Consider the following 17,902-nt stretch of genomic DNA (forward strand, 5'->3'; position numbering starts at 1 on the left):
GGTGTGCCGCAGGTCGGCCCACTTGCCGGCCCGCGCCACGCGGTGGCGGACGCTCCGACGGGTCCCGCACCGTCCGCTTCGTCGTCCGACACGTCGGCGCCAGGCGTCACCCACCTCGCCGACCGCCGACGTCCCTCCCGCACGCGCTGGCTCGCCGTCGCAGCGGCGGTCGTCGTCGGCGCCGCCGTGCCCGGCGCGCTCGTGGTCCAGCAGGCGCAGCGGGCCGACCAGGCGGAGGAGCAGCAGCAGGCGCTCGCGGACCTGCTCACCGACCCCTCCGCTGTCGTCGTGCACGGCGACGTCACTGGCGGCGGCGTCGCGACCGCCGTGCTCACCGACGACCGCGCCCTGTTCACTGCGACCGGCCTCCCGGACCCGGGCGACGGCAAGGCGTACCAGCTCTGGGTCGTCGACGCCGCCGGAGCCGCCTCCGCGGGGGTGCTGGCCGGCGACGCGGGCACGGTCCGCCAGCTGGCCGAGAAGTTCACCGCGGGCGCCGCCCTGGCGATCACGGTCGAACCGGCGGGCGGCTCCACCCAGCCGACGACCGACCCGCTGGTCGTCCTCAGCGCCACCTGACCCACCCCCGGCTGGTCCGGCGCGAGATCGTGGGTCCGGCACGAGATCGACGGTGCGCACCCGCGATGTCGCGCCGAACCCACGATCTCGGTGACGGCAGGTCCGCAGGAGGCCCACGCACCCACGTCCCGCCTCGCCCCCGGACGCGACGGAGCCCCCTCGCCGTACCCTGCGAGGGGGCTCCGCTGCTCGTCCGCGGGGCGGGCGAGCGCAGACGGGCCGGTCGCCGTGGCGACCGGCCCGCCGGGTCGTCACATCGTCGGCATGAGCACCGAGTCGATGAGGTAGACGGTCGCGTTGGCGGTGTGGACGCCGCCGCAGATCACGGTGGCGCCGTTGACCATCATCGAGTCGCCCGAGCCGGTGACCTCGACGGTGCCGCCCTGGACGGTGGTCCGGGTGCCGGCGACCATGTCCGGCGACAGCTGTCCGGGCACCACGTGGTAGGTGAGGATCGACGAGAGCGTCGTCGCGTCGGTCTTGAGGGCCTCGATGGTGGCGGGGTCGATCTTGGCGAACGCGTCGTCGACCGGTGCGAACACCGTGAACTCGGACCCGTTGAGGGTGTCGACCAGGTTGACGTCCGGGTTCAGCTGGCCGGACACGGCCGCCACCAGGGTGGTCAGCAGCGGGTTGTTCGACGCCGCGACGGCCACGGGGTCGGCCGACATGCCGGTGACGGAGCCCGGTCCGTCCGGGACGGCGGCGGCGTAGTCGGCACAGCCGGGGCCGACGAGGTCGGCGGCCGGGTCGGCCGTCATCGCGTCCTCGCTGGGCATCTCCGACGGCGTCTCCATGGGCGCCTCCATCGACGCGGACGAGTCGGAGCCTGCGGTGTCGTCGCTCGCGGCCGGGCTGCAGGCGGTCAGGGCCAGGCCCGTGACGCCGGCGAGCAGGACGGCGGCGATGCGGGTGCGGTTCGTGGTGCGCATGGTGGCTCTCCCTTGATGTGGTCCGGACGGCTGCCCGCCCGGTCGTCTCTCGGGTGGGGTTCGGGACAGTCGGCGGCGCGGATGGGTGCGACTTGCGTCGGGGACCCATCCCCGGGGTCTGCCGCGGCGAACTCCCGCCATGGACCTGCTCACGCTCGCGCTCATCGGGCTCGTCGGTGGCCTCATCACCGGCATCTCGCCGTGCATCCTGCCCGTGCTGCCCGTGGTGTTCTTCGCGGGCGGCGTGCAGGGGGCACGCGGTCGGCCGACGATCACGGTCGCCGACGGGACGACGGGCGTGGCCCGGTCGGTGGGCGCGATGGCGCAGCCGTCGTTCCTGTCGGGTCCGTCGACCTGGACCCCTGACGGCGGAGGCGTCGCGACCCTCGAACGTCCCGCCCCGGCCCCTGACCGAGGCCGTCCCTACCTCGTCATCGCCGGCCTGGTCACCAGCTTCACGCTCGTCACGCTCGTGGGGACGGTGCTGCTCAACCTGCTCGGCCTGCCGCAGGACTTGCTGCGCTGGGCCGGCATCGCGGTGCTCGCCCTGCTGGGCGCCGGCCTGCTGGTGCCCCGGTTCGAGGAGCTCCTGGAGCGTCCGTTCCAGCGGCTGACGCCGAAGCGCGCACCGGGCGCCGGCCGCGGCGGCTTCCTGCTGGGCCTGGGCCTCGGCGCGGTCTACGTACCCTGCGCGGGACCGGTGCTCGCGGCGATCACGGTCGCGGGCGCCACCGGTTCCGTCGGCCCGGGCACGGTCGTCCTGACGGTCTCGTTCGCGCTGGGCGCGGCGGTCCCGCTGCTGATCCTCGCGCTCGCGGGCCGCCGCGTGGCCGAGCGCATCGCCGCGTTCCGCACCCACCAGCGCGGGATCCGTGCGGCCGGCGGGGCACTGATGATCGCGCTGGCGCTCGCGCTCGCGTTCAACCTGACCGACGCCATCCAGCGCGCCCTGCCCGGGTACACGGAGTCGCTCCAGGCGACGGTCGCCGCCAACGAGACCGTGCGCGAGCAGCTGGACCTCGGCGGGCTGGTCACGGACGAGAACCGGCAGCTGGCCGAGTGCAGCAACAACTCCGCGGAGCTCGAGGACTGCGGGCCTGCCCCGGCGATCCGAGGTATCGATACCTGGCTGAACACCCCCGACGGCGCGCCCGTCGACCTGGCGGACCTCCGGGGCAAGGTCGTGCTCCTCGACTTCTGGGCGTACTCCTGCATCAACTGCCAGCGCTCGGTCCCGCACGTGACCGCGTGGGAGGAGGCGTACCGCGACGCCGGCCTGGTCGTCATCGGCGTGCACACGCCCGAGTACGCGTTCGAGCGGGAGACCCGCAACGTCGTCGACGGCGCCCGTCGGCTGGGCATCACGTACCCGGTCGCCCAGGACAACTCGTACGCCACCTGGACCGCCTACCGGAACCGCTACTGGCCCGCGCACTACCTCATCGACGCCGGCGGGCAGATCCGCCAGGTCTCCCAGGGCGAGGGCGGGTACGCGCAGACGGAGACCCTGGTCCGTGAGCTGCTCACCCAGGCGGACCCCGGTGTGACCCTGCCGGCCCGCACGCAGGTGGACGACGCGACGCCGACCGCCGACGTGACCGCGGAGACGTTCCTCTCGGTGAGCAAGCACGCGAACGTGGCGGGCGACTACCGGGAGGGCGAGTCCACCTACACGTTCCCCACCGACCACTCACCGGACACGGTGGCGTTCGGCGGCACGTGGACCACCGACTACCAGGGTGCGACCGCAGGACCCGGCGCGCAGCTGCGCCTGCGCTACCACGCGGCGGTGGTGCAGGTGGTCCTCGGTGGTGCGGGCACCGTGACGGCGACCGTGCGCGACGCGGACGGCAGCGTGGTCGGACGGGTGGACGTCGTCGTCGACGGCGCTCCGCGCTCGTACGAGCTGGTGACCGGCAGCGAGGTCCGGGAGGGGACGATCGAGCTGGCCGCGCAGGCGGGCGTCCAGGCGTTCTCGTTCACTTTCGGATGAGACGTCTGATACGTCCGAGCGGGTGAAATGCACGGATGTCGCGTTCTGGTGGAGGTGACACGCTTCCACGGACTCTCATGTTGCTCTAATGTCGGACTTGTCAGCGAAAACGGCAAACCCTCTGCAAGGAGGGGACGCAAAGCCACGGGACCTACAGGGTCAGCCGGGCTACCGAACAGACAGGATAGCGTCCATGGACCAGCGTGGGTACTCAACAGACCCGTCCGAGACCTCCCTCAACACCCCGGCGATCCCGGTTCTGCGCGTCAAGGCGTGGGCCACCCTCGCCGCGCGCCGCAGCGTGATCGAGGCCGTGCCGGCGCAGCGGGAGCACGCGGCGGCCTGACCGCACACCAGCCCTCTGCACAGAACCCTTCGGCCCCTCGGGACCGGGGGGTTCTGTGCTGCGCCAGGGGCAAGGCCTGCTACAGCTCGCCGGTCCTCTGCAGCACGCGCATGGCCACCCAGCCCAGCGGGATGCGCAGCCAGTAGGTGGCCACCCGGAACAGCACCGCGATCGAGGTGGCGATACCGGGGTTGCTGGTGACGCTGGTGAGCGCGCCGGCCAGCGCCAGCTCGATGGTGCCCATGCCGCCGGGCGTCGGGACGAGGGCACCGGCGGTGTTGCCGGCGAGGTAGATCAGCGCCACCTGGATGAGGCTGGCCTCCTGGCCGAACGCCGCCAGGCTGGCGTCGAACGCGAAGATGAACCCCAGCGTCATGAGCAGGTTGCCGCCGACCGCCAGCGCGAGGCGCCACGGCTGGCCGAGAACCTCGATGAGCCGGGGCCACGTCTGGCGCAGGGTCGGCATCGTCTTGGCGAGCACCCACTGGCGCACCCGGGGCACCAGCAGCGCGGAGGCGACGAGCGCGGCGACGATACCGAGCACCAGCAGGACGACCGGCGAGACCGGAAGGGCCGACTCCCTGCTGCCGGACGCGATGGTCAGCACGAGCAGCAGGCCGAGGGTCACCACGAACTGGCTGACCTGGACCAGGGCGACCGTCGCGGCCGCCAGACCTGTGGTCACCCCGCGCTTGGTGAGCATGCGCAGGTTGAGTGCGGCGGGGCCGATGCCGGCGGGTGCGGCGAGCCCGACGAACGTGGCGGCGGTCTGCACCAGGATGGCGCGCCACACGGGCAGCTTGACCGGGGAGAACGCGACGAACGCGAGCGAGGCGCCGACCAGCGTGAGCAGCCCGAGCAGGAACGCGACCACCGTCCAGCGCCAGTCGCCGGCCGCGAGCGCTCCGGTGATCTCGTCGACGTTGATGCTGGTGATGACGAAGACGACGGCGACGATCGGCACCACGATGGTCAGGACTGTCCGGGCGCCGAACCGGACCAGCTGCTGCGGCTCGACGTCGGCCTCGGGCAGCGAGGCGACGAGCGCCGACCGCAGCTCCGCGAGCACCTTCTTGTCGGCGCGCATCTCGTCGCGCGTGAGCCGCGGCAGGGTGATCGTCTGCAGCAGGGGACCGATCGCCTCGATTCGCTCGGCGGGGAGCACGGCCACCGCCGACTCCAGGGCGCGGGTGGCGCCGACCCGGAGCGCCAGCAGCGCCACCAGCTGGGTGATGTCCATGCGTCGGGCCAGCTCGGAGGAGGCGACGTCGCCCTGCTCCCAGCTGGTGAGCCAGACCACGGGCCTGCCGACGACGGTCTCCACCAGCAGGACGTCGCTGGTCAGCGACCGGTGGGCGATCCCCGCCTCGTGCGCGAGCTGCAGCTGCGCCCAGATCTCCTGCAGCAGCTCGTCGGTGAGCTCCTCGGGGGCGAGGTCGCCCAGCGGCACCGCGTGCCCGGGGCGCTCCTGGACCAGGAGCATGGAGTCGTCGGCCTCGGCGATGCTCAGCAGCTTGGGCGTGCGGACACCGGCGGCGCGGGCGGCGTAGGCGAGGAGCGCGGTCCGTTCGGCGGCCTGCCGCAGCGACACCACCGAGCGCCCCTCGATCCCGCGCAGCCGCAGCGACCGCCACAGCCGGGTGAGCATGCCGACCACCTGCCGGTCGCCGTCGACCACCACGAGGTCGAGCTCGTCGCCGTCGACCGTGGTGAGCTCGTAGACGCGGTGGTCGGTGGAGCGGGTGAGCGCGCGGGCGGCCGCGTCGCCGTCGAGCTCGTCGGAGCCCGCGTCCGACTCCGACTCGGTGGTGGCGTCGGCTACCCGGCTGAGCCGCACGGGCTCGAACCCGGCACGCCGCACGCCCGCCACCAGGCTGGTGCCGTAGGCCCGCTCCGACTGCACGCCGGACAGGTACCGAACCCCCAGCCCGGCCACGCGGCCGACCAGGAACGAGACGACGAGGCCCGGCAACGAGACCCCGGCGGTGATGAGCAGCACGCCGACCGCGACCCACAGCAGGTTCCAGGACCACTTCACCGTGCGGCGACGGCCACGCGGACCGACCACCGTGAGCAGCCCGACCAGCAGCGCGACGTACGCCGGCAGGGTGACCACCCAGCGGTTGTCCGACCGGATCGCCATCCCGACGACCAGCTCCTCGGAGCCGAACGACTCGATGGCCCACAGGGCGACGCCGTTGAGGACGAGCGCGGCGAGCGCGGCGATCAGGCCCTCGAGCAGCTGGCGGCCGAGGCGTCGGAACGCCAGCTCGGTGATGACCGCCAGCGGGACCGCGACGATGACGAAGCCCTCGAGCAGGGACACGGGGACGAACAGGATCTGCTTGAGCAGGGTGGCGAAGCCCTGGACGTCCTCGGCCACACCGCTCGTCGTGTTGTGCGCGTAGGTGGCCAGCACCAGGACGAGCGCGATGCCGAGGGCCGACAGCACCGTGCCGAGCAGGTCGCTGGGGTGGTGCACGCGGACGGTCGGGACGTCGTGGATCGTGACGTCCTGCTCCGCGTCGACGGCCTCCGCGGGCACGACGACGTCCGCGGGCGCGACGGCGGCTGCCGCCGCTCGGCTGACGGGCGTCGCGGGCATACGGGCGAGTCTAGGCAGCCGCGCCGGGCGCGCCTGGCAGGACGGTGACCAGCCGCGACGGGTGTCCGACTGTTCGGGCGGTCCGGTGCGTTTGTCACTAGCGTGGGCAGTCGTCGACCTGCGCCGCTCCGACGCCCGTGGAGGCACCGATGTCCGAGGACCTGACCGCCGCCGACGTGTCGAGCGCGCTGCGGCGCATCTGGTGGCTCCCCGTCGTGCGGGGCGTCGTGCTCCTGGTCCTGGGGCTGCTGATGCTCGTGCAGCCGCTGGGCACCGTGAAGGCGCTCGTCTGGGTGTTCGGGATCTTCGCCATCGTCGACGGGCTCGTCGCCGTCGCGCAGTGGCTGGGCAACCGCAGGGAGCCGGGCAGCGGCTGGTGGCTCATCTCCGGCGCCGTCGGCATCGCGTTCGGCGTGATCGCGGTGGTGTGGACCGGCCCCACCGCGCAGGTGGTGTTCTACCTGATCGCCCTGTGGGTGCTGGTGCTCGGCATCCTGTCGGTGATCGCCGCGGTGGTCCTGTACCGCTCGCGGGACATCGGCTGGTACTGGGTGCTGACGTTCGGCCTGGTCGCGTTCCTGTTCGGGCTGCTGCTGATCATGAACCCGCAGACGTCGGTGAGCATCATCGTCGTGCTCCTGGGACTGTTCGCGTTCGTCGAGGGCGTGGTGCTCATCGTCAGCGGGTTCGCCACCAAGCAGCTGGCGAAGCAGCTCGACCGCGGGTCCGCCACGATCTAGTCGAGCCCGAGCGCCGCGACCCACTCCGGCGGGATCAGCGCGTACCCGACGAAGACGACGACGTCCATGATCGTGTGCGCCACCACCAGCGGCATCACCCGTCGCTTCCGGCGGTAGTACTCGGCGAACACCAGGCCCATGACCGCGTTGCCGAGGAACGCCCCCCAGCCCTGGTAGAGGTGGTAGCTGCCCCGCAGCAGCGCACTGGTGACGACGATGAGCGGTGCGCTCCACCGCAGCTCGCGCAGCCGCTCCATGAGGTAGCCGACGACCACGACCTCCTCCAGCAGCGCGTTCTGCAGGGCCGCGAGGACCAGCACCGGCACCGTCCACCACGCCGCGTTCAGCGCCGACGCCTGCACCTCCACGGCCAGCCCGAGCGCGCGCGCCACCGCGTACAGCCCGAGGCCGGGGATGCCGATCACGGCGGCCAGCCCGGCGCCGACCGCGAGGTCGCGCCACGGCCGGGTGCGGTCCAGCCCGATGCGCCGCACGGCGGACCGGCCGTTGGCGGAGAGCAGGTACAGGGCGAGGGCCACCGGGACCAGGGCGAACCCGATCTGCAGCAGCTGGTAGGTCAGGTCCAGCCACGGGCGCGGCGAGCGGCTGGGGTTGAGCGTGGTGGACTGGTCCGCCAGCGGGGGGCCGGCGGTGAGCCGGTCGACGAGGTTGACCACCGCGTACAGCCCGGAGCGGCCCAGCGACAGCCCGAGGACGATCCAGATCTCGGTGGTGAGCCGGCGGCGGTGCGCCCGCGGGCTGGGCGGCGGGACGGCGGTGGCGTCGGGGCTCGCGTCGGCGGGCGTCGGCGCAGTCATGGGTCGCAGCGTAGGCCGGGAGCCTGGATGCCGGCTGGACCGGACCCTTGCGCCGTGGCGTCGCGACAAAGTACTTTGTGATGCAAACCTGAGGGGGGCTCGCCATGGACGACGACGCACCGGACCCCGCCGACGCGCTGGCGATCATCGCCGCCCAGCGCGCGCGGGCCGAGGACACCCGCCCGTCGAGCACGCGCATCTTCGCGCTCTGGGGCGTCGCCTGGCTGGTCGGCTACGGAGCGCTGTGGCTGACCGCCCGCGACGACGGCAGCCCGACGCTGCTCGCCGTGCTGGTCGCGATCGGCCTCGGCGTGGTGGCGCTGGTCCTCACGATCGTGCACGTGCTGCACCGGACCCGCGGGATCTCCGGCGCCGGCGCACGGCAGGGCGCGCTGTACGGCTGGGCGTGGCCCATCGGGTTCGTCGCGCAGAGCCTGATCGTCGGCGGGCTGGGCCGGGCGGGAGCGTCCGACGAGGTCACCGGGCTGGCTGCCAACGCGATCGCCGCGCTGGTGGTCGGGCTGCTGTACCTCGCGGGCGGCCTGCTGTGGGAGGACACGCCGATGTACGTGATCGGGGGCTGGATGGCGCTCGTCGGTGCGGTCGCCGCCGTCAGCGGGCTGCCAGGGTCCTACCTGGTCATGTCGCTGGCCGGCGGCGGCGGGATGCTCGCGCTCGGCCTCGTCTCGCGGCTGCGGTCCCGTGCCTGACGAGCCGCTCGACCCCGTCATCCACGCGCAGGCGCGCCTGCGCGTCGTCGCCACCCTGGCGTCGCTCGGTCAGCACGACCGCATCGCCTTCCCGCGGCTGCAGAGGCTGCTCGACATGACCGCGGGGAACCTGTCCACCCATCTTCGCCGGCTCGAGGAGGCGGACTACGTGCAGATCACCAAGACCCACGAGGGCCGGACCCCGGCCACGTACGTGGAGCTGACGCTGGCCGGCCGGCTGGCGTTCGAGAGGTACACGCAGTCGCTGCGTGCGTTGCTGGGAGGAACGTCATGACCGCCGTCGTCGAGCTGGAGCACGTCACGCGCACGTTCGGGGCGGTGACCGCGCTGGACGACGTGTCGCTGAGCGTCGGCGAGGGGCAGCTGGTCGGGCTGCTCGGACCGAACGGGGCCGGCAAGACGACGCTGCTCAGCCTGGTCGGCGGTCTGCGCCGGGCCGACTCCGGCACGGTCCGGCTGTTCGGCGGGGACCCCCGGGACGCGTCGTCGCGGATCGCGCTCGGCACCACCCCGCAGGAGACCGGGCTGCCGCCGACGCTCACGGTCGGGGAGGTGGTCGACCTCGTCGCCGGGCACTACCCGGCGCCCATGACGCGCGCGGAGGTGCTCGCCCGGTTCGGGCTCGAGGACCTCGTCGGCCGGCAGACGGGCGGGCTCTCGGGCGGCCAGAAGCGCCGGCTCGCGGTGGCGCTCGCGCTCGTCGGCCGGCCGCGGCTGGTGCTCCTGGACGAGCCGACCACCGGGCTCGACGTCGAGGCGCGGCACATCCTGTGGCAGGCGCTGCGCGACTACCACGCGGACGGCGCGACCGTGCTGCTGACCAGCCACTACCTCGAGGAGATCGAGGCGCTCGCGGAGCGCGTCGTGGTGATCGGTGAGGGTCGCGTGCTGGCCGACGACACCCTCGCCTCGGTGCTCGGGCTGGTGGGGCTGCGGCGCGTGATGTTCACGGCGTCCTCGTGGGACGGGATCGACCTCGCGCGTCTGCCGGGGGCGGCCAGCGCGCAGCAGGACGTCGACGGGCGCTGGACGGTGCTCGCGTCGGACGCCGACCGCCTGGTGCGCGCCCTGGTCGAGCAGGCCGTGCCGTTCGAGAGCCTGGAGGTGCGCGGAGCCTCGTTGGAGGAGGCGTTCCTCACCCTGACGCAGAAGGAGGAGGTCGTCCGATGAGCACCCTGCTCGCACCGCGCCCGTTCTGGTCGCTGGCCGTCCTGCACGCCCGGTTCCAGTTCCTGGAGACGGTGCGGATCCCCATCGCGGTGATCGGCAACCTGCTGTTCCCGTCGCTGGCCCTGCTGTTCTTCGTCATCCCCCAGCGCTCGGTGGCCGACGACCCGGCGATCGCCACGGCCGCCATCGCGCAGCTCGGGGTGTTCGCGGTGATGTCCACGTGCCTGTTCTCGTTCGGCGTCGGGGTCTCCGAGGACCGCGCGATGCCGTTCGACCCGTTCCTGCGCACGCTGCCGGCCGGCGCCGGACCGCGGCTCATGGGACGGGTGCTCAACGGGGTGCTCTGGGCCTACCTCGCCCTGGTGCCGCTGGTGCTCCTCGGGGCGTTCCTCACGGCCGCCGCCCTCAGCCCCGCGCAGGCGCTCGCGGCCGTCGTCATGGTGCCCGCCGTGGCGGTGCCGTTCCTGCTGCTCGGGCTGGCGATCGGCTACCGGCTGAGCTCCAAGGCGTCGATCGCCGTGGTGCAGGCGACCCTGTTCCCGCTCGCGTTCGCCGGCGGCCTGTTCATGCCGCCGGAGGTGTTCCCGGGCTGGCTCGACGCGCTCAGCATGGCGCTGCCGTCGCGTGCGGCCCGTGACCTGGCCGTCCAGGCGGTCTCCGGGGAGCCCGCCTACGCCTACGCGCTGCCGGTCATCCTCGCCTGGACGGCGCTGTTCGCGGCCCTGGCGGTCACGGCCTACCGCCGCGACGAGGGCCGCCGCTTCCACTGAGCTCGGAATTCTGCTGGATCGGGCGTGCGGAACGCCCGATCCAGCAGGTTCCTCACTCGAACCGGCGCAGCCTCAGCGAGTTGCCCACCACCAGCACCGACGAGAGCGCCATCGCGGCGCCCGCGATCATCGGGTTGAGCAGGCCCAGGGCGGCCAGCGGGACGGCGGCGACGTTGTAGGCGAACGCCCAGAACAGGTTCTGCTTGATCACCCGCAGGGTCCGCCGGGACAGCCGGATCGCGTCGCCGGCGGAGCGCAGGTCACCGCGCACCAGCGTGATGTCGGCCGCCTCGATCGCCACGTCGGTGCCGGTGCCCATGGCCAGGCCGAGGTCCGCGGTGGCCAGGGCGGCGGCGTCGTTGACACCGTCGCCGACCATCGCGACGCGCGCGCCGGACGCCTGCAGCCGTTCGACCACCGCCACCTTGTCGGCGGGCAGCACGCGGGCGATGACGTCGGTCTCGGAGATCCCGACCTCGCGTGCGGCCGCGCGGGCCGCACCCTCGTTGTCGCCGGTGAGCAGGACCGGGCGCAGGCCCAGGGCGCGCAGCTCGGCGACCGCCTGCGCGGAGGACGCCTTGACCGGGTCGCGCAGCACCAGCACGCCGCGCGGCGAGCCGTCCCACGCGACCATGACCGCAGTGGCACCGTCGGCCTCGGCGGCGTCGAACGGACCCTGGAAGTCGGTCGGGTCGATGCCCTGCTCCTTCAGCCACGCAGGCTTGCCGACGAGGACACGACGACCCAGCCCCACGCCGGAGTGCGCGGTGCGGACCACGCCGGAGACGCCGTGACCGGCCTCCGCGCGGAAGTCGAGCACCTGGTCGGCGCCGATGACCACGCCGTCGCCCCCGGTCGGGCCGTCCGTCCGGCCGGCGGCGGCCGCGATGGCCTGGCCGATCGCGTGCTCGGCCAGCTGCTCGACCGCGGCCGCATACCGGAGGGTGTCCGGGGACCCGATCACGTCGACCAGCGACATCCGGCCCTCGGTCACGGTGCCCGTCTTGTCGAGCACGACCGTGTCGATGGTGCGGGTCTGCTCGAGGATCTCCGGACCCTTGATGAGGATGCCCCGCTGCGCGCCGCGGCCGGTGCCGACCAGCAGCGCGGTCGGCGTGGCCAGCCCGAGGGCGCAGGGGCACGCGATGATCAGCACGGCGACCGCCGCGGTGAACGCCGCCTGCACGCCGGACCCGCTGAGCAGCCAGACCGCCAGCGTGCCGACCGCGAGGACCAGCACCACCGGCACGAACACCGCGGAGATGCGGTCCGCCAGCCGCTGCACGGGTGCCTTGCCGGTCTGCGCGGCGGCGACCAGCCGGCCGATCTGCGCCAGCCGCGTCTCGGCACCCACGCGGGTGGCCCGCACGACGAGCGCGCCGGAGGTGTTGATGGTGGCGCCCGTGACCTCGTCGCCGGGGCCGACGTCGACCGGCACCGGCTCGCCCGTGAGCAGCGACGTGTCCAGCGCGGAGGTGCCGCTGACCACCACGCCGTCGGTGGCCACCTTCTCGCCGGGGCGCACCACGAACTCGTCGCCTACGGCCAGCCGGTCCACGGGGACGCGCTGCTCGGTGCCACCGACCAGCAGGGACACGTCCTTGGCGCCCAGGTCCAGGAGCGAGCGCAGGGCGTCGCCGGCGCGCCGGCGGGACCGGTGCTCGGCGTACCGGCCGGCCAGCAGGAACGTGGTGACGACGGCGGCGACCTCGAAGTACAGCTCGGGAACGGCCATCTCGTCGGCAGCCCGCGGCCACAGCGTGGGCGTCATGGTCATGCCCAGCTCGCCCGCGCCGCCGAGCAGCAGCGCCCAGAGCGACCAGAGGGTCGCCGCGACGACGCCGATCGAGACCAGGGTGTCCATGGTCGAGGCGCCGTGCCGGGCTGCACGGAACGCGGCGCGGTGGAACGGCCACGCGGCCCAGGTGACCACGGGCAGCGCGAGCGCGGCGACGACCCACTGCCACCCCGTGAACTGAAGGGCGGGGATCATCGAGACGAGTAGCACGGGGACGGTGAGGACGGCGGCGACCCGCAGGCGGTTGCGCAGGTCGGTGCCGCGGGCGTCGGTCGGGGCCGAGGTGTCCTCGTCGGGGTCCATCTCGTGGCCAGGTGCCATCGCGTGCCCGGACAGGGCGTGCTCGAAGGGGTCCATACCCGAGTGCGCGGGACGGACGACGGTGGCGCCGTACCCCGCGGCGCGGACCGCGGCGACCAGGTCCTCCGTGGCGGTCGGACCCTCCACGCGGACGTGCGCCGACTCCAGCGGCAGGTTCACGGTCGCCTCGACGCCCGGCAGCCGGTTGAGCTTCTTCTCGACGCGCGCGACGCAGGAGGCGCAGGTCATGCCCTCGATCGCGAGATCGACGGTCCGCTCGGTCGTGGCGGTCTTCTCAGTCACAGCAAGGACCTCCGCGGGGTGATCGCGTAGCCGGCCTCGACGACCGCCGCAGCGAGCGCGTCGTCGGGCAGGGGCGCGTCGGAGACGACGGAGACCGTCGACGACCCGCCGACCACCAGCTGGACCGTGACGTCCTTGACGCCCGGCAGGTCCGACAGCTCGGAGGTGACCGCGGAGACGCAGTGGCCGCAGGTCATGCCGTCGACGCCGAACGTGGTGGTGAGGGTGCTGGTGCTCATGAGGTACTCCTTCAGCTACGGACGAGGCGGGCGATGGCGTCGGAGGCTTCCTTCACCTTCGCCGCGCCCTCCTCGGGGGACTGGCGGGCCGCGTCGACGACGCAGTGGGCGAGATGGTCCTCGACCAGGCCGATGCTCACGGCCTGCAGGGCCTTCGTGACGGCCGCGACCTGGGTGAGGATGTCGATGCAGTACACGTCCTCGTCGACCATCCGGGCGATGCCCCGGACCTGGCCCTCGACGCGGCGCAGGCGCTTGAGGTAGTCGTCCTTGGCGTCCGTGTAGCCGTGCATGGGGCTCTCCTTCGTCGTGCGAGCGGGTGCACTTTCCGCAACAAGATACCCCCATGGGGTATTCCGGTGGGTCGCCCGGGGCACAATCAGCGGCATGCGGGTCTCGGCGAAGGCGGACTATGCGGTGCGGGCGTGCGCGGAGCTGGCGGCGTCCCCCCAGGGGGACCCCGTGCGGGCGGACGACCTGGCGGGCGGGCAGCAGCTCCCCGTCGCGTTCCTGGAGCGCATCCTGGGGGACCTGCGCCGCGGCAACGTGGTGACCAGCGTGCGGGGGCGGTCCGGCGGCTACCGGCTGGCCCGGCCCGCGGACCAGATCACCCTGGCCGACATCATCCGCGCGGTCGACGGCCCGCTGGTGACCGTGCGTGACGAGCGCCCGACCGCCCTGGAGTACGGCGGCTCGGCGCAGGCCCTGCTGCAGGTCTGGGTCGCCCTGCGGGTGAGCGTGCGTGACGTGCTCGACCAGGTGACCCTGGCGGCGCTCGTCTCCGGCGAGCTGCCGCCGCACGTGGTCGAGCTCGGCGCCCGCGAGGACGCCTGGCTCAACCCCTGACGGCGGTCAGTCGGTCGGAGCGGTCGCCTGCGCGGCGGCGTGGACCGCGGCCGGGAGGGCGGACACGATCCGGTCCACCGCGGAGTCGTCGTGGGCGGCCGAGACGAACCAGGCCTCGAACGGCGACGGCGGCGCGTACACCCCCGACTCCAGCAGCGAGTGGAAGAACGGCGCGTACCGCCACGACTCCGTGGCCAGCACCGCGTCGTAGCTCCGTGCACCGTGCGCGGCGGCGTCGGACCCGAAGAACGTGCTGAACAGGTTGCCGGCCCACTGGATCGCGTGCGGCAGTCCCTCGGCCGAGAGCGCGGCACCGAGCTCGCTGCGCAGCTGCGCGGAGACGGCGTCGACCCGGGCGTACACGTCGCTGTCCGCCAGCCGCAGCGTCGCCAGGCCCGCGGCAGTAGCCACCGGGTTCCCCGACAGCGTGCCTGCCTGGTAGACGGGGCCGACGGGTGCCAGCAGCGCCATGACGTCCCGGCGCCCACCGACCGCGGCGACCGGCAGACCGCCGCCGATGACCTTGCCGAACGTGTGCAGGTCCGCCGACCAGCCCTCGCGTAGGCCCTCGAGCCCCCACCAGCCGGAGTACCCGACGCGGAACCCCGTGAGGACCTCGTCCTGGATGAGCAGCGCGCCGTGCTGGAGCGTGAGGCGGCGCAGCGCGGCGTTGAAGCCGGGCAGCGGCGGGACGACGCCCATGTTGGCGGGCGCGGCCTCGGTGATCACGGCGGCGATGCGGTCGCCGAGCTCCGTGAACACCGCCTCGATCGCCTCGACGTCGTTGTAGGGGACGACGACCGTCTCGCCGGCGACCGCGGCGGAGACGCCGGCCGAGTCGGGCAGGCCGAGGGTCGCGACGCCGGAGCCGGCCGAGGCCAGGAGCGCGTCGACGTGACCGTGGTAGCACCCGGCGAACTTCACGATCAGGTCCCGGCCGGTGAACGCACGGGCGAGCCGCAGGGCGGTCATGGTCGCCTCGGTGCCGGTGGAGACCAGGCGGACCTTCTCGGCCGGGGGGACCCGCGAGCGGATCTCGTCGACCAGGTCCACCTCGGTGAGCGTCGGGGCGCCGAAGCTCAGGCCGCGGCCGGCGGCCTCGCGGACCGCCTCCACCACCTCGGGGTGTGCGTGGCCGAGGAGCGCCGGGCCCCAGGAGCCGACGAGGTCGACGTACTCGTTGCCGTCCACGTCCGTCACGTACGCACCCTGCGCGGACGCGAGGAACCGGGGGGTCCCACCCACGTTTCCGTACGCCCGCACCGGGGAGTTGACCCCTCCGGGGATGACGGCCTGCGCGCGCGCGAACGCGATCTCGCTGGTCGTGGCGTTGGTGGTGACGCTCATCGGATCTCCTCTGCCAGCCATCCGGCCAGCTCTGTCGCAGAGTACGTAAGCACGTGATCGGCACCGGCACGGCGGATGCTGAGCACGGACTCCAGGATCGCCCGTCTGCGCTCGATCCAGCCTCGCGCGGCGGCGGCCTCGATCATCGCGTACTCGCCCGAGACCTGGTAGGCCGCGACCGGGACCGATGACATCGCGGCGACGTCCGACAGGATGTCGAGGTAGGCGAGCGCGGGCTTGACCATGACGACGTCGGCGCCCTCGGCGAGGTCGATGGCCACCTCGCGCACCGCCTCGCGGCGGTTGGCCGGGTCCATCTGGTACGTCCGTCGGTCGCCCTCGAGCTGCGACTCCACCGCGTCGCGGAACGGGCCGTAGAACGCGGAGGCGTACTTGGCGGCGTAGGCCAGCACGGCGACGTCGTCGCGACCGGCGGCGTCGAGTGCGTCGCGCACGTACCCGACCTGCCCGTCCATCATCCCGCTGAGGCCGACCAGGTGGGCGCCTGCCTCGGCCTGCGCCAGGGCCATCTCGGCGTACCGGACGAGCGTCGCGTCGTTGTCCACCGCGCCGCCGGGCGTGAGCACGCCGCAGTGCCCGTGGTCCGTGAACTCGTCGAGGCACAGGTCCGCCTGGACGACCAGGGCGTCGCCCACCTCCGCGACCGTGTCCGCGATGGCCAGGTTGAGGATGCCGCCGGGGTCCGTGGCCTGGGAGCCGACCGCGTCCCGCACGGTCGGGATCGCGAAGAGCATCACGCCGCCCAGCCCCGCACCGGCGGCCCCGGCGACCGCCTTGCGCAGCGAGTCGCGGGTGTGCTGGTAGACGCCTGGCATCGAGGCGATCTCGCGCGGCTCGGACAGACCTTCCTTGAGGAACACCGGGAGCACCAGCTGCGCGGCGGACAGGTGCGTCTCGGCGGTGAGCCGGCGCAGCGCCGGGGTGGCGCGCAGGCGGCGCGGACGGATGCGGCGGGCGTCGGTCATCAGAGCTCCTCGGGGCTGGGGATCGGGGCGGGCAGGACCGTGCGCACCGCACGCGTGAGGGCGTCGACCATGCCGAGCATCGTCTGCTCGGTGGCGACGCCGGCCAGCGGGAGCCCCAGTCGCGCGGCCTCGGCGGCGGTGGAGGGGCCGATGCCGATCAGGAGGGTGCTGGACGGCGGCGGACCGAGGTGGGCGGCCAGCTCGCGGACCGTGCTCGCCGACGTGAGCAGGGCCGCGTGGATCGTCCCGTCGGCCCAGGCCTCGCGGACGTCGGCCGGCGGCGGCGCGGCGGCGACCGTGCGGTAGGCCACGACGTCGGTCACCTCCCACCCCCGGGCGTGCAGACCCTCGGTGACGGTCGCGGCGGCCAGGTCGCCCCGGGGGAAGAGCACCCGGGCCGGATCTGTCGGCTCCGGCCAGGCGTCGACCAGGGACCGGGAGGTCGACGGGCCGCGCGGCACCAGGTCGGGCTCGACGCCGACCTCGCGCAGCGCGCGAGCGGTCCCGGGGCCGATCGCGGCGACGCGCACCGCACCGTCGGCCAGCAGCTGCGGCAGGCTCCCCGCGCTCTCCTGAGCGCGGTCCACCAGCACGGGGACGGCCGCGGCGCTGGTGAGGACCAGCCACGAGAACCAGCCGGACTCCAGGGCCAGCAGGGCGTCGTCCAGCTCGGTCGGGTCCTCCGGGGGCACCGTCTCGATGAGGGGCACGACGACGGCCTCCGCACCGGCGGCCGCGAGCGCCACCTCGGCGGGGCTGCGACCGGCCGAGGGGCGCGGGACCAGCACCCGCCAGCCGGTCAGGGGAGGCACGGCCGACGCGGTCACCGGACGGCTCCGAGCGCGGCGAGGTCCGCGGCGCCGGCGCCCAGGAGGGTCTCGGCGAGCTGGACCCCGAGCAGGCGGGCACTGTCGGCGCCGTCAGCGCCCAGCGTCACCGAGCCGCCGCGACGCAGGGTCTGCGTGCCGTCGGGGCGGGCGACCACGGCGTCGAGGGTCAGGGTCCGGCCGTCGTGGCTGAGCCGCCCGCGCGCGCCGATCGGAGCCGCGCACCCCGCCTCCAGGCGGGTGAGCAGCGCACGCTCGGAAAGCACCGCGAGCCGTGAGGGCCGGTGGTCCAGGGCAGCAAGGGCCAGCGCCAGGGGGGAGTCCTCGGCCAGATCGGCGCGGACCTCGACGGCCAGCGCGCCCTGGCCGGGGGCCGGCAGGAGGACGTCGGGGGTGAACGCCTGGGTCATGGCCGCCAGCCGGCCCAGCCGCGCGAGCCCGGCCCGCGCGAGCACCACGGCGTCGAGGTCGCCGGGGCCGTCGGCCGAGCCGGCGACGCGGCCGAGGCGCGTGTCGACGTTGCCGCGGATGTCGACCACGACGAGGTCGGGCCGCACGGCGAGGAGCTGGGC

The 17,902-nt window shown here is 73.8% G+C and carries 18 protein-coding genes, 1 pseudogene and 1 riboswitch; of the genes and pseudogenes, 9 read left to right on the forward strand and 10 right to left on the reverse strand.

The features are described from left to right. Window positions 1-579 (forward strand): anti-sigma factor (locus RYN42_RS14570; protein ID WP_315097297.1); only part of this gene is annotated, 579 nt, incomplete at its 5' end. Between the two features lie 251 nt (window positions 580-830). Here the strand turns inward: RYN42_RS14570 and RYN42_RS14575 are convergent. Next, on the reverse strand, window positions 831-1,511 hold the full coding sequence (locus tag RYN42_RS14575) for a fasciclin domain-containing protein (protein WP_315097299.1): 681 nt from the start codon (window positions 1,509-1,511) through the stop codon (window positions 831-833). A 139-nt stretch (window positions 1,512-1,650) separates the two neighbouring features. On the opposite strand from RYN42_RS14575, the gene RYN42_RS14580 reads away from it, so the two are divergent. Together RYN42_RS14580 and RYN42_RS14585 are read left to right on the forward strand one after the other, a co-directional pair. Next, a complete protein-coding gene (locus RYN42_RS14580) occupies window positions 1,651-3,504 on the forward strand; it encodes a cytochrome c biogenesis protein DipZ (RefSeq protein WP_315097300.1) in 1,854 nt (617 codons plus the stop codon). Between the two features lie 101 nt (window positions 3,505-3,605). Further along, window positions 3,606-3,680, forward strand: a riboswitch (cyclic di-GMP riboswitch). A gap of 17 nt (window positions 3,681-3,697) precedes the next feature. Then, entirely contained in the window at window positions 3,698-3,850 is a 153-nt protein-coding gene (locus tag RYN42_RS14585; protein ID WP_315097302.1) for a hypothetical protein, read from the forward strand. Window positions 3,851-3,929: 79 nt separating this feature from the next. Here RYN42_RS14585 and RYN42_RS14590 read toward each other — a convergent pair whose 3' ends face one another. Then, window positions 3,930-6,455 (reverse strand): lysylphosphatidylglycerol synthase transmembrane domain-containing protein, encoded by a 2,526-nt coding sequence (locus tag RYN42_RS14590; protein WP_315097304.1) that lies wholly within the window; start codon window positions 6,453-6,455, stop codon window positions 3,930-3,932. A gap of 149 nt (window positions 6,456-6,604) precedes the next feature. On the opposite strand from RYN42_RS14590, the gene RYN42_RS14595 reads away from it, so the two are divergent. Next, entirely contained in the window at window positions 6,605-7,195 is a 591-nt protein-coding gene (locus RYN42_RS14595) for a DUF308 domain-containing protein (protein ID WP_315097306.1), read from the forward strand. On the opposite strand, the gene RYN42_RS14600 is transcribed toward RYN42_RS14595, so the two are convergent. Beyond that, window positions 7,192-8,013: a CPBP family intramembrane glutamic endopeptidase gene (locus tag RYN42_RS14600; RefSeq protein WP_315097308.1), complete on the reverse strand. Its 822-nt coding sequence runs from the start codon at window positions 8,011-8,013 to the stop codon at window positions 7,192-7,194. The two genes, RYN42_RS14595 and RYN42_RS14600, sit on opposite strands and share 4 nt — an antisense overlap. Window positions 8,014-8,117: 104 nt before the next feature. On the opposite strand from RYN42_RS14600, the gene RYN42_RS14605 reads away from it, so the two are divergent. Genes RYN42_RS14605 through RYN42_RS14620 form a run of 4 tightly spaced genes read left to right on the forward strand, consistent with a single transcriptional unit; the run spans window position 8,118 to window position 10,684 of the window. Beyond that, on the forward strand, window positions 8,118-8,723 hold the full coding sequence (locus tag RYN42_RS14605) for a hypothetical protein (RefSeq protein WP_315097310.1): 606 nt from the start codon (window positions 8,118-8,120) through the stop codon (window positions 8,721-8,723). Further along, the gene (locus RYN42_RS14610) at window positions 8,716-9,018 is read left to right on the forward strand and encodes a transcriptional regulator (RefSeq protein ID WP_315097312.1); all 303 of its coding nucleotides are present in this window, start codon (window positions 8,716-8,718) and stop codon (window positions 9,016-9,018) included. The genes RYN42_RS14605 and RYN42_RS14610 overlap by 8 nt, the downstream gene beginning before the upstream one ends. Further along, the gene (locus RYN42_RS14615; protein WP_315097314.1) at window positions 9,015-9,914 is read left to right on the forward strand and encodes an ABC transporter ATP-binding protein; all 900 of its coding nucleotides are present in this window, start codon (window positions 9,015-9,017) and stop codon (window positions 9,912-9,914) included. The genes RYN42_RS14610 and RYN42_RS14615 overlap by 4 nt, the downstream gene beginning before the upstream one ends. After that, complete coding sequence (locus RYN42_RS14620) at window positions 9,911-10,684, forward strand: ABC transporter permease (RefSeq protein WP_315097316.1); 774 nt, start codon at window positions 9,911-9,913, stop codon at window positions 10,682-10,684. The genes RYN42_RS14615 and RYN42_RS14620 overlap by 4 nt, the downstream gene beginning before the upstream one ends. A 52-nt stretch (window positions 10,685-10,736) precedes the next feature. On the opposite strand, the gene RYN42_RS14625 is transcribed toward RYN42_RS14620, so the two are convergent. The 3 genes from RYN42_RS14625 to RYN42_RS14635 are packed head-to-tail and all read right to left on the reverse strand — an operon-like array spanning window position 10,737 to window position 13,617. Further along, on the reverse strand, window positions 10,737-13,031 hold the full coding sequence (locus RYN42_RS14625) for a heavy metal translocating P-type ATPase (RefSeq protein ID WP_399552501.1): 2,295 nt from the start codon (window positions 13,029-13,031) through the stop codon (window positions 10,737-10,739). Between the two features lie 50 nt (window positions 13,032-13,081). After that, entirely contained in the window at window positions 13,082-13,324 is a 243-nt protein-coding gene (locus RYN42_RS14630; protein ID WP_315097320.1) for a heavy-metal-associated domain-containing protein, read from the reverse strand. An 11-nt stretch (window positions 13,325-13,335) separates the two neighbouring features. After that, window positions 13,336-13,617, reverse strand: coding sequence for a metal-sensitive transcriptional regulator (locus tag RYN42_RS14635; protein WP_056086768.1), 282 nt, complete (start codon window positions 13,615-13,617; stop codon window positions 13,336-13,338). 94 nt (window positions 13,618-13,711) lie between these two features. Between RYN42_RS14635 and RYN42_RS14640 the strand changes: the two genes are divergently transcribed. Then, window positions 13,712-14,170: an Rrf2 family transcriptional regulator gene (locus RYN42_RS14640; protein ID WP_315097326.1), complete on the forward strand. Its 459-nt coding sequence runs from the start codon at window positions 13,712-13,714 to the stop codon at window positions 14,168-14,170. Window positions 14,171-14,176: 6 nt separating this feature from the next. Here the strand turns inward: RYN42_RS14640 and hemL are convergent, their stop codons facing one another. The 4 genes and pseudogenes from hemL to RYN42_RS14660 form a co-directional block, all read right to left on the reverse strand. Further along, entirely contained in the window at window positions 14,177-15,517 is a 1,341-nt protein-coding gene (hemL, locus tag RYN42_RS14645; RefSeq protein ID WP_315097328.1) for a glutamate-1-semialdehyde 2,1-aminomutase, read from the reverse strand. Further along, window positions 15,514-16,503 carry a porphobilinogen synthase gene (hemB, locus tag RYN42_RS14650; RefSeq protein ID WP_315097329.1) on the reverse strand — a complete coding sequence of 330 codons (990 nt, stop codon included), beginning with the start codon at window positions 16,501-16,503 and terminating at the stop codon, window positions 15,514-15,516. Before hemB ends, hemL begins: the two co-directional genes overlap by 4 nt. Beyond that, a complete protein-coding gene (locus RYN42_RS14655) occupies window positions 16,503-17,330 on the reverse strand; it encodes a uroporphyrinogen-III synthase (protein WP_315097331.1) in 828 nt (275 codons plus the stop codon). Before RYN42_RS14655 ends, hemB begins: the two co-directional genes overlap by 1 nt. Next, window positions 17,327-17,902: pseudogene (locus RYN42_RS14660) on the reverse strand (hydroxymethylbilane synthase); the annotation flags it as partial. The pseudogene RYN42_RS14660 and the gene RYN42_RS14655, both read right to left, overlap by 4 nt.

The organism is uncultured Cellulomonas sp., from assembly GCF_963527515.1.
Taxonomy (GTDB): Bacteria; Actinomycetota; Actinomycetes; order Actinomycetales; family Cellulomonadaceae; genus Cellulomonas.

Bases quoted from the DNA above. Each gene is read 5' to 3' on its own strand.
- RYN42_RS14575 (WP_315097299.1), bottom strand. From the start codon at position 1,511: ATGCGCACCACGAACCGCACCCGCATCGCCGCCGTCCTGCTCGCCGGC.
- RYN42_RS14580 (WP_315097300.1), top strand. From the start codon at position 1,651: ATGGACCTGCTCACGCTCGCGCTCATCGGGCTCGTCGGTGGCCTCATC.
- RYN42_RS14585 (WP_315097302.1), top strand. From the start codon at position 3,698: ATGGACCAGCGTGGGTACTCAACAGACCCGTCCGAGACCTCCCTCAAC.
- RYN42_RS14590 (WP_315097304.1), bottom strand. From the start codon at position 6,455: ATGCCCGCGACGCCCGTCAGCCGAGCGGCGGCAGCCGCCGTCGCGCCC.
- RYN42_RS14595 (WP_315097306.1), top strand. From the start codon at position 6,605: ATGTCCGAGGACCTGACCGCCGCCGACGTGTCGAGCGCGCTGCGGCGC.
- RYN42_RS14600 (WP_315097308.1), bottom strand. From the start codon at position 8,013: ATGACTGCGCCGACGCCCGCCGACGCGAGCCCCGACGCCACCGCCGTC.
- RYN42_RS14605 (WP_315097310.1), top strand. From the start codon at position 8,118: ATGGACGACGACGCACCGGACCCCGCCGACGCGCTGGCGATCATCGCC.
- RYN42_RS14615 (WP_315097314.1), top strand. From the start codon at position 9,015: ATGACCGCCGTCGTCGAGCTGGAGCACGTCACGCGCACGTTCGGGGCG.
- RYN42_RS14620 (WP_315097316.1), top strand. From the start codon at position 9,911: ATGAGCACCCTGCTCGCACCGCGCCCGTTCTGGTCGCTGGCCGTCCTG.
- RYN42_RS14625 (WP_399552501.1), bottom strand. From the start codon at position 13,031: ATGACCTGCGCCTCCTGCGTCGCGCGCGTCGAGAAGAAGCTCAACCGG.
- RYN42_RS14630 (WP_315097320.1), bottom strand. From the start codon at position 13,324: ATGAGCACCAGCACCCTCACCACCACGTTCGGCGTCGACGGCATGACC.
- RYN42_RS14635 (WP_056086768.1), bottom strand. From the start codon at position 13,617: ATGCACGGCTACACGGACGCCAAGGACGACTACCTCAAGCGCCTGCGC.
- RYN42_RS14640 (WP_315097326.1), top strand. From the start codon at position 13,712: ATGCGGGTCTCGGCGAAGGCGGACTATGCGGTGCGGGCGTGCGCGGAG.
- hemL (WP_315097328.1), bottom strand. From the start codon at position 15,517: ATGAGCGTCACCACCAACGCCACGACCAGCGAGATCGCGTTCGCGCGC.
- hemB (WP_315097329.1), bottom strand. From the start codon at position 16,503: ATGACCGACGCCCGCCGCATCCGTCCGCGCCGCCTGCGCGCCACCCCG.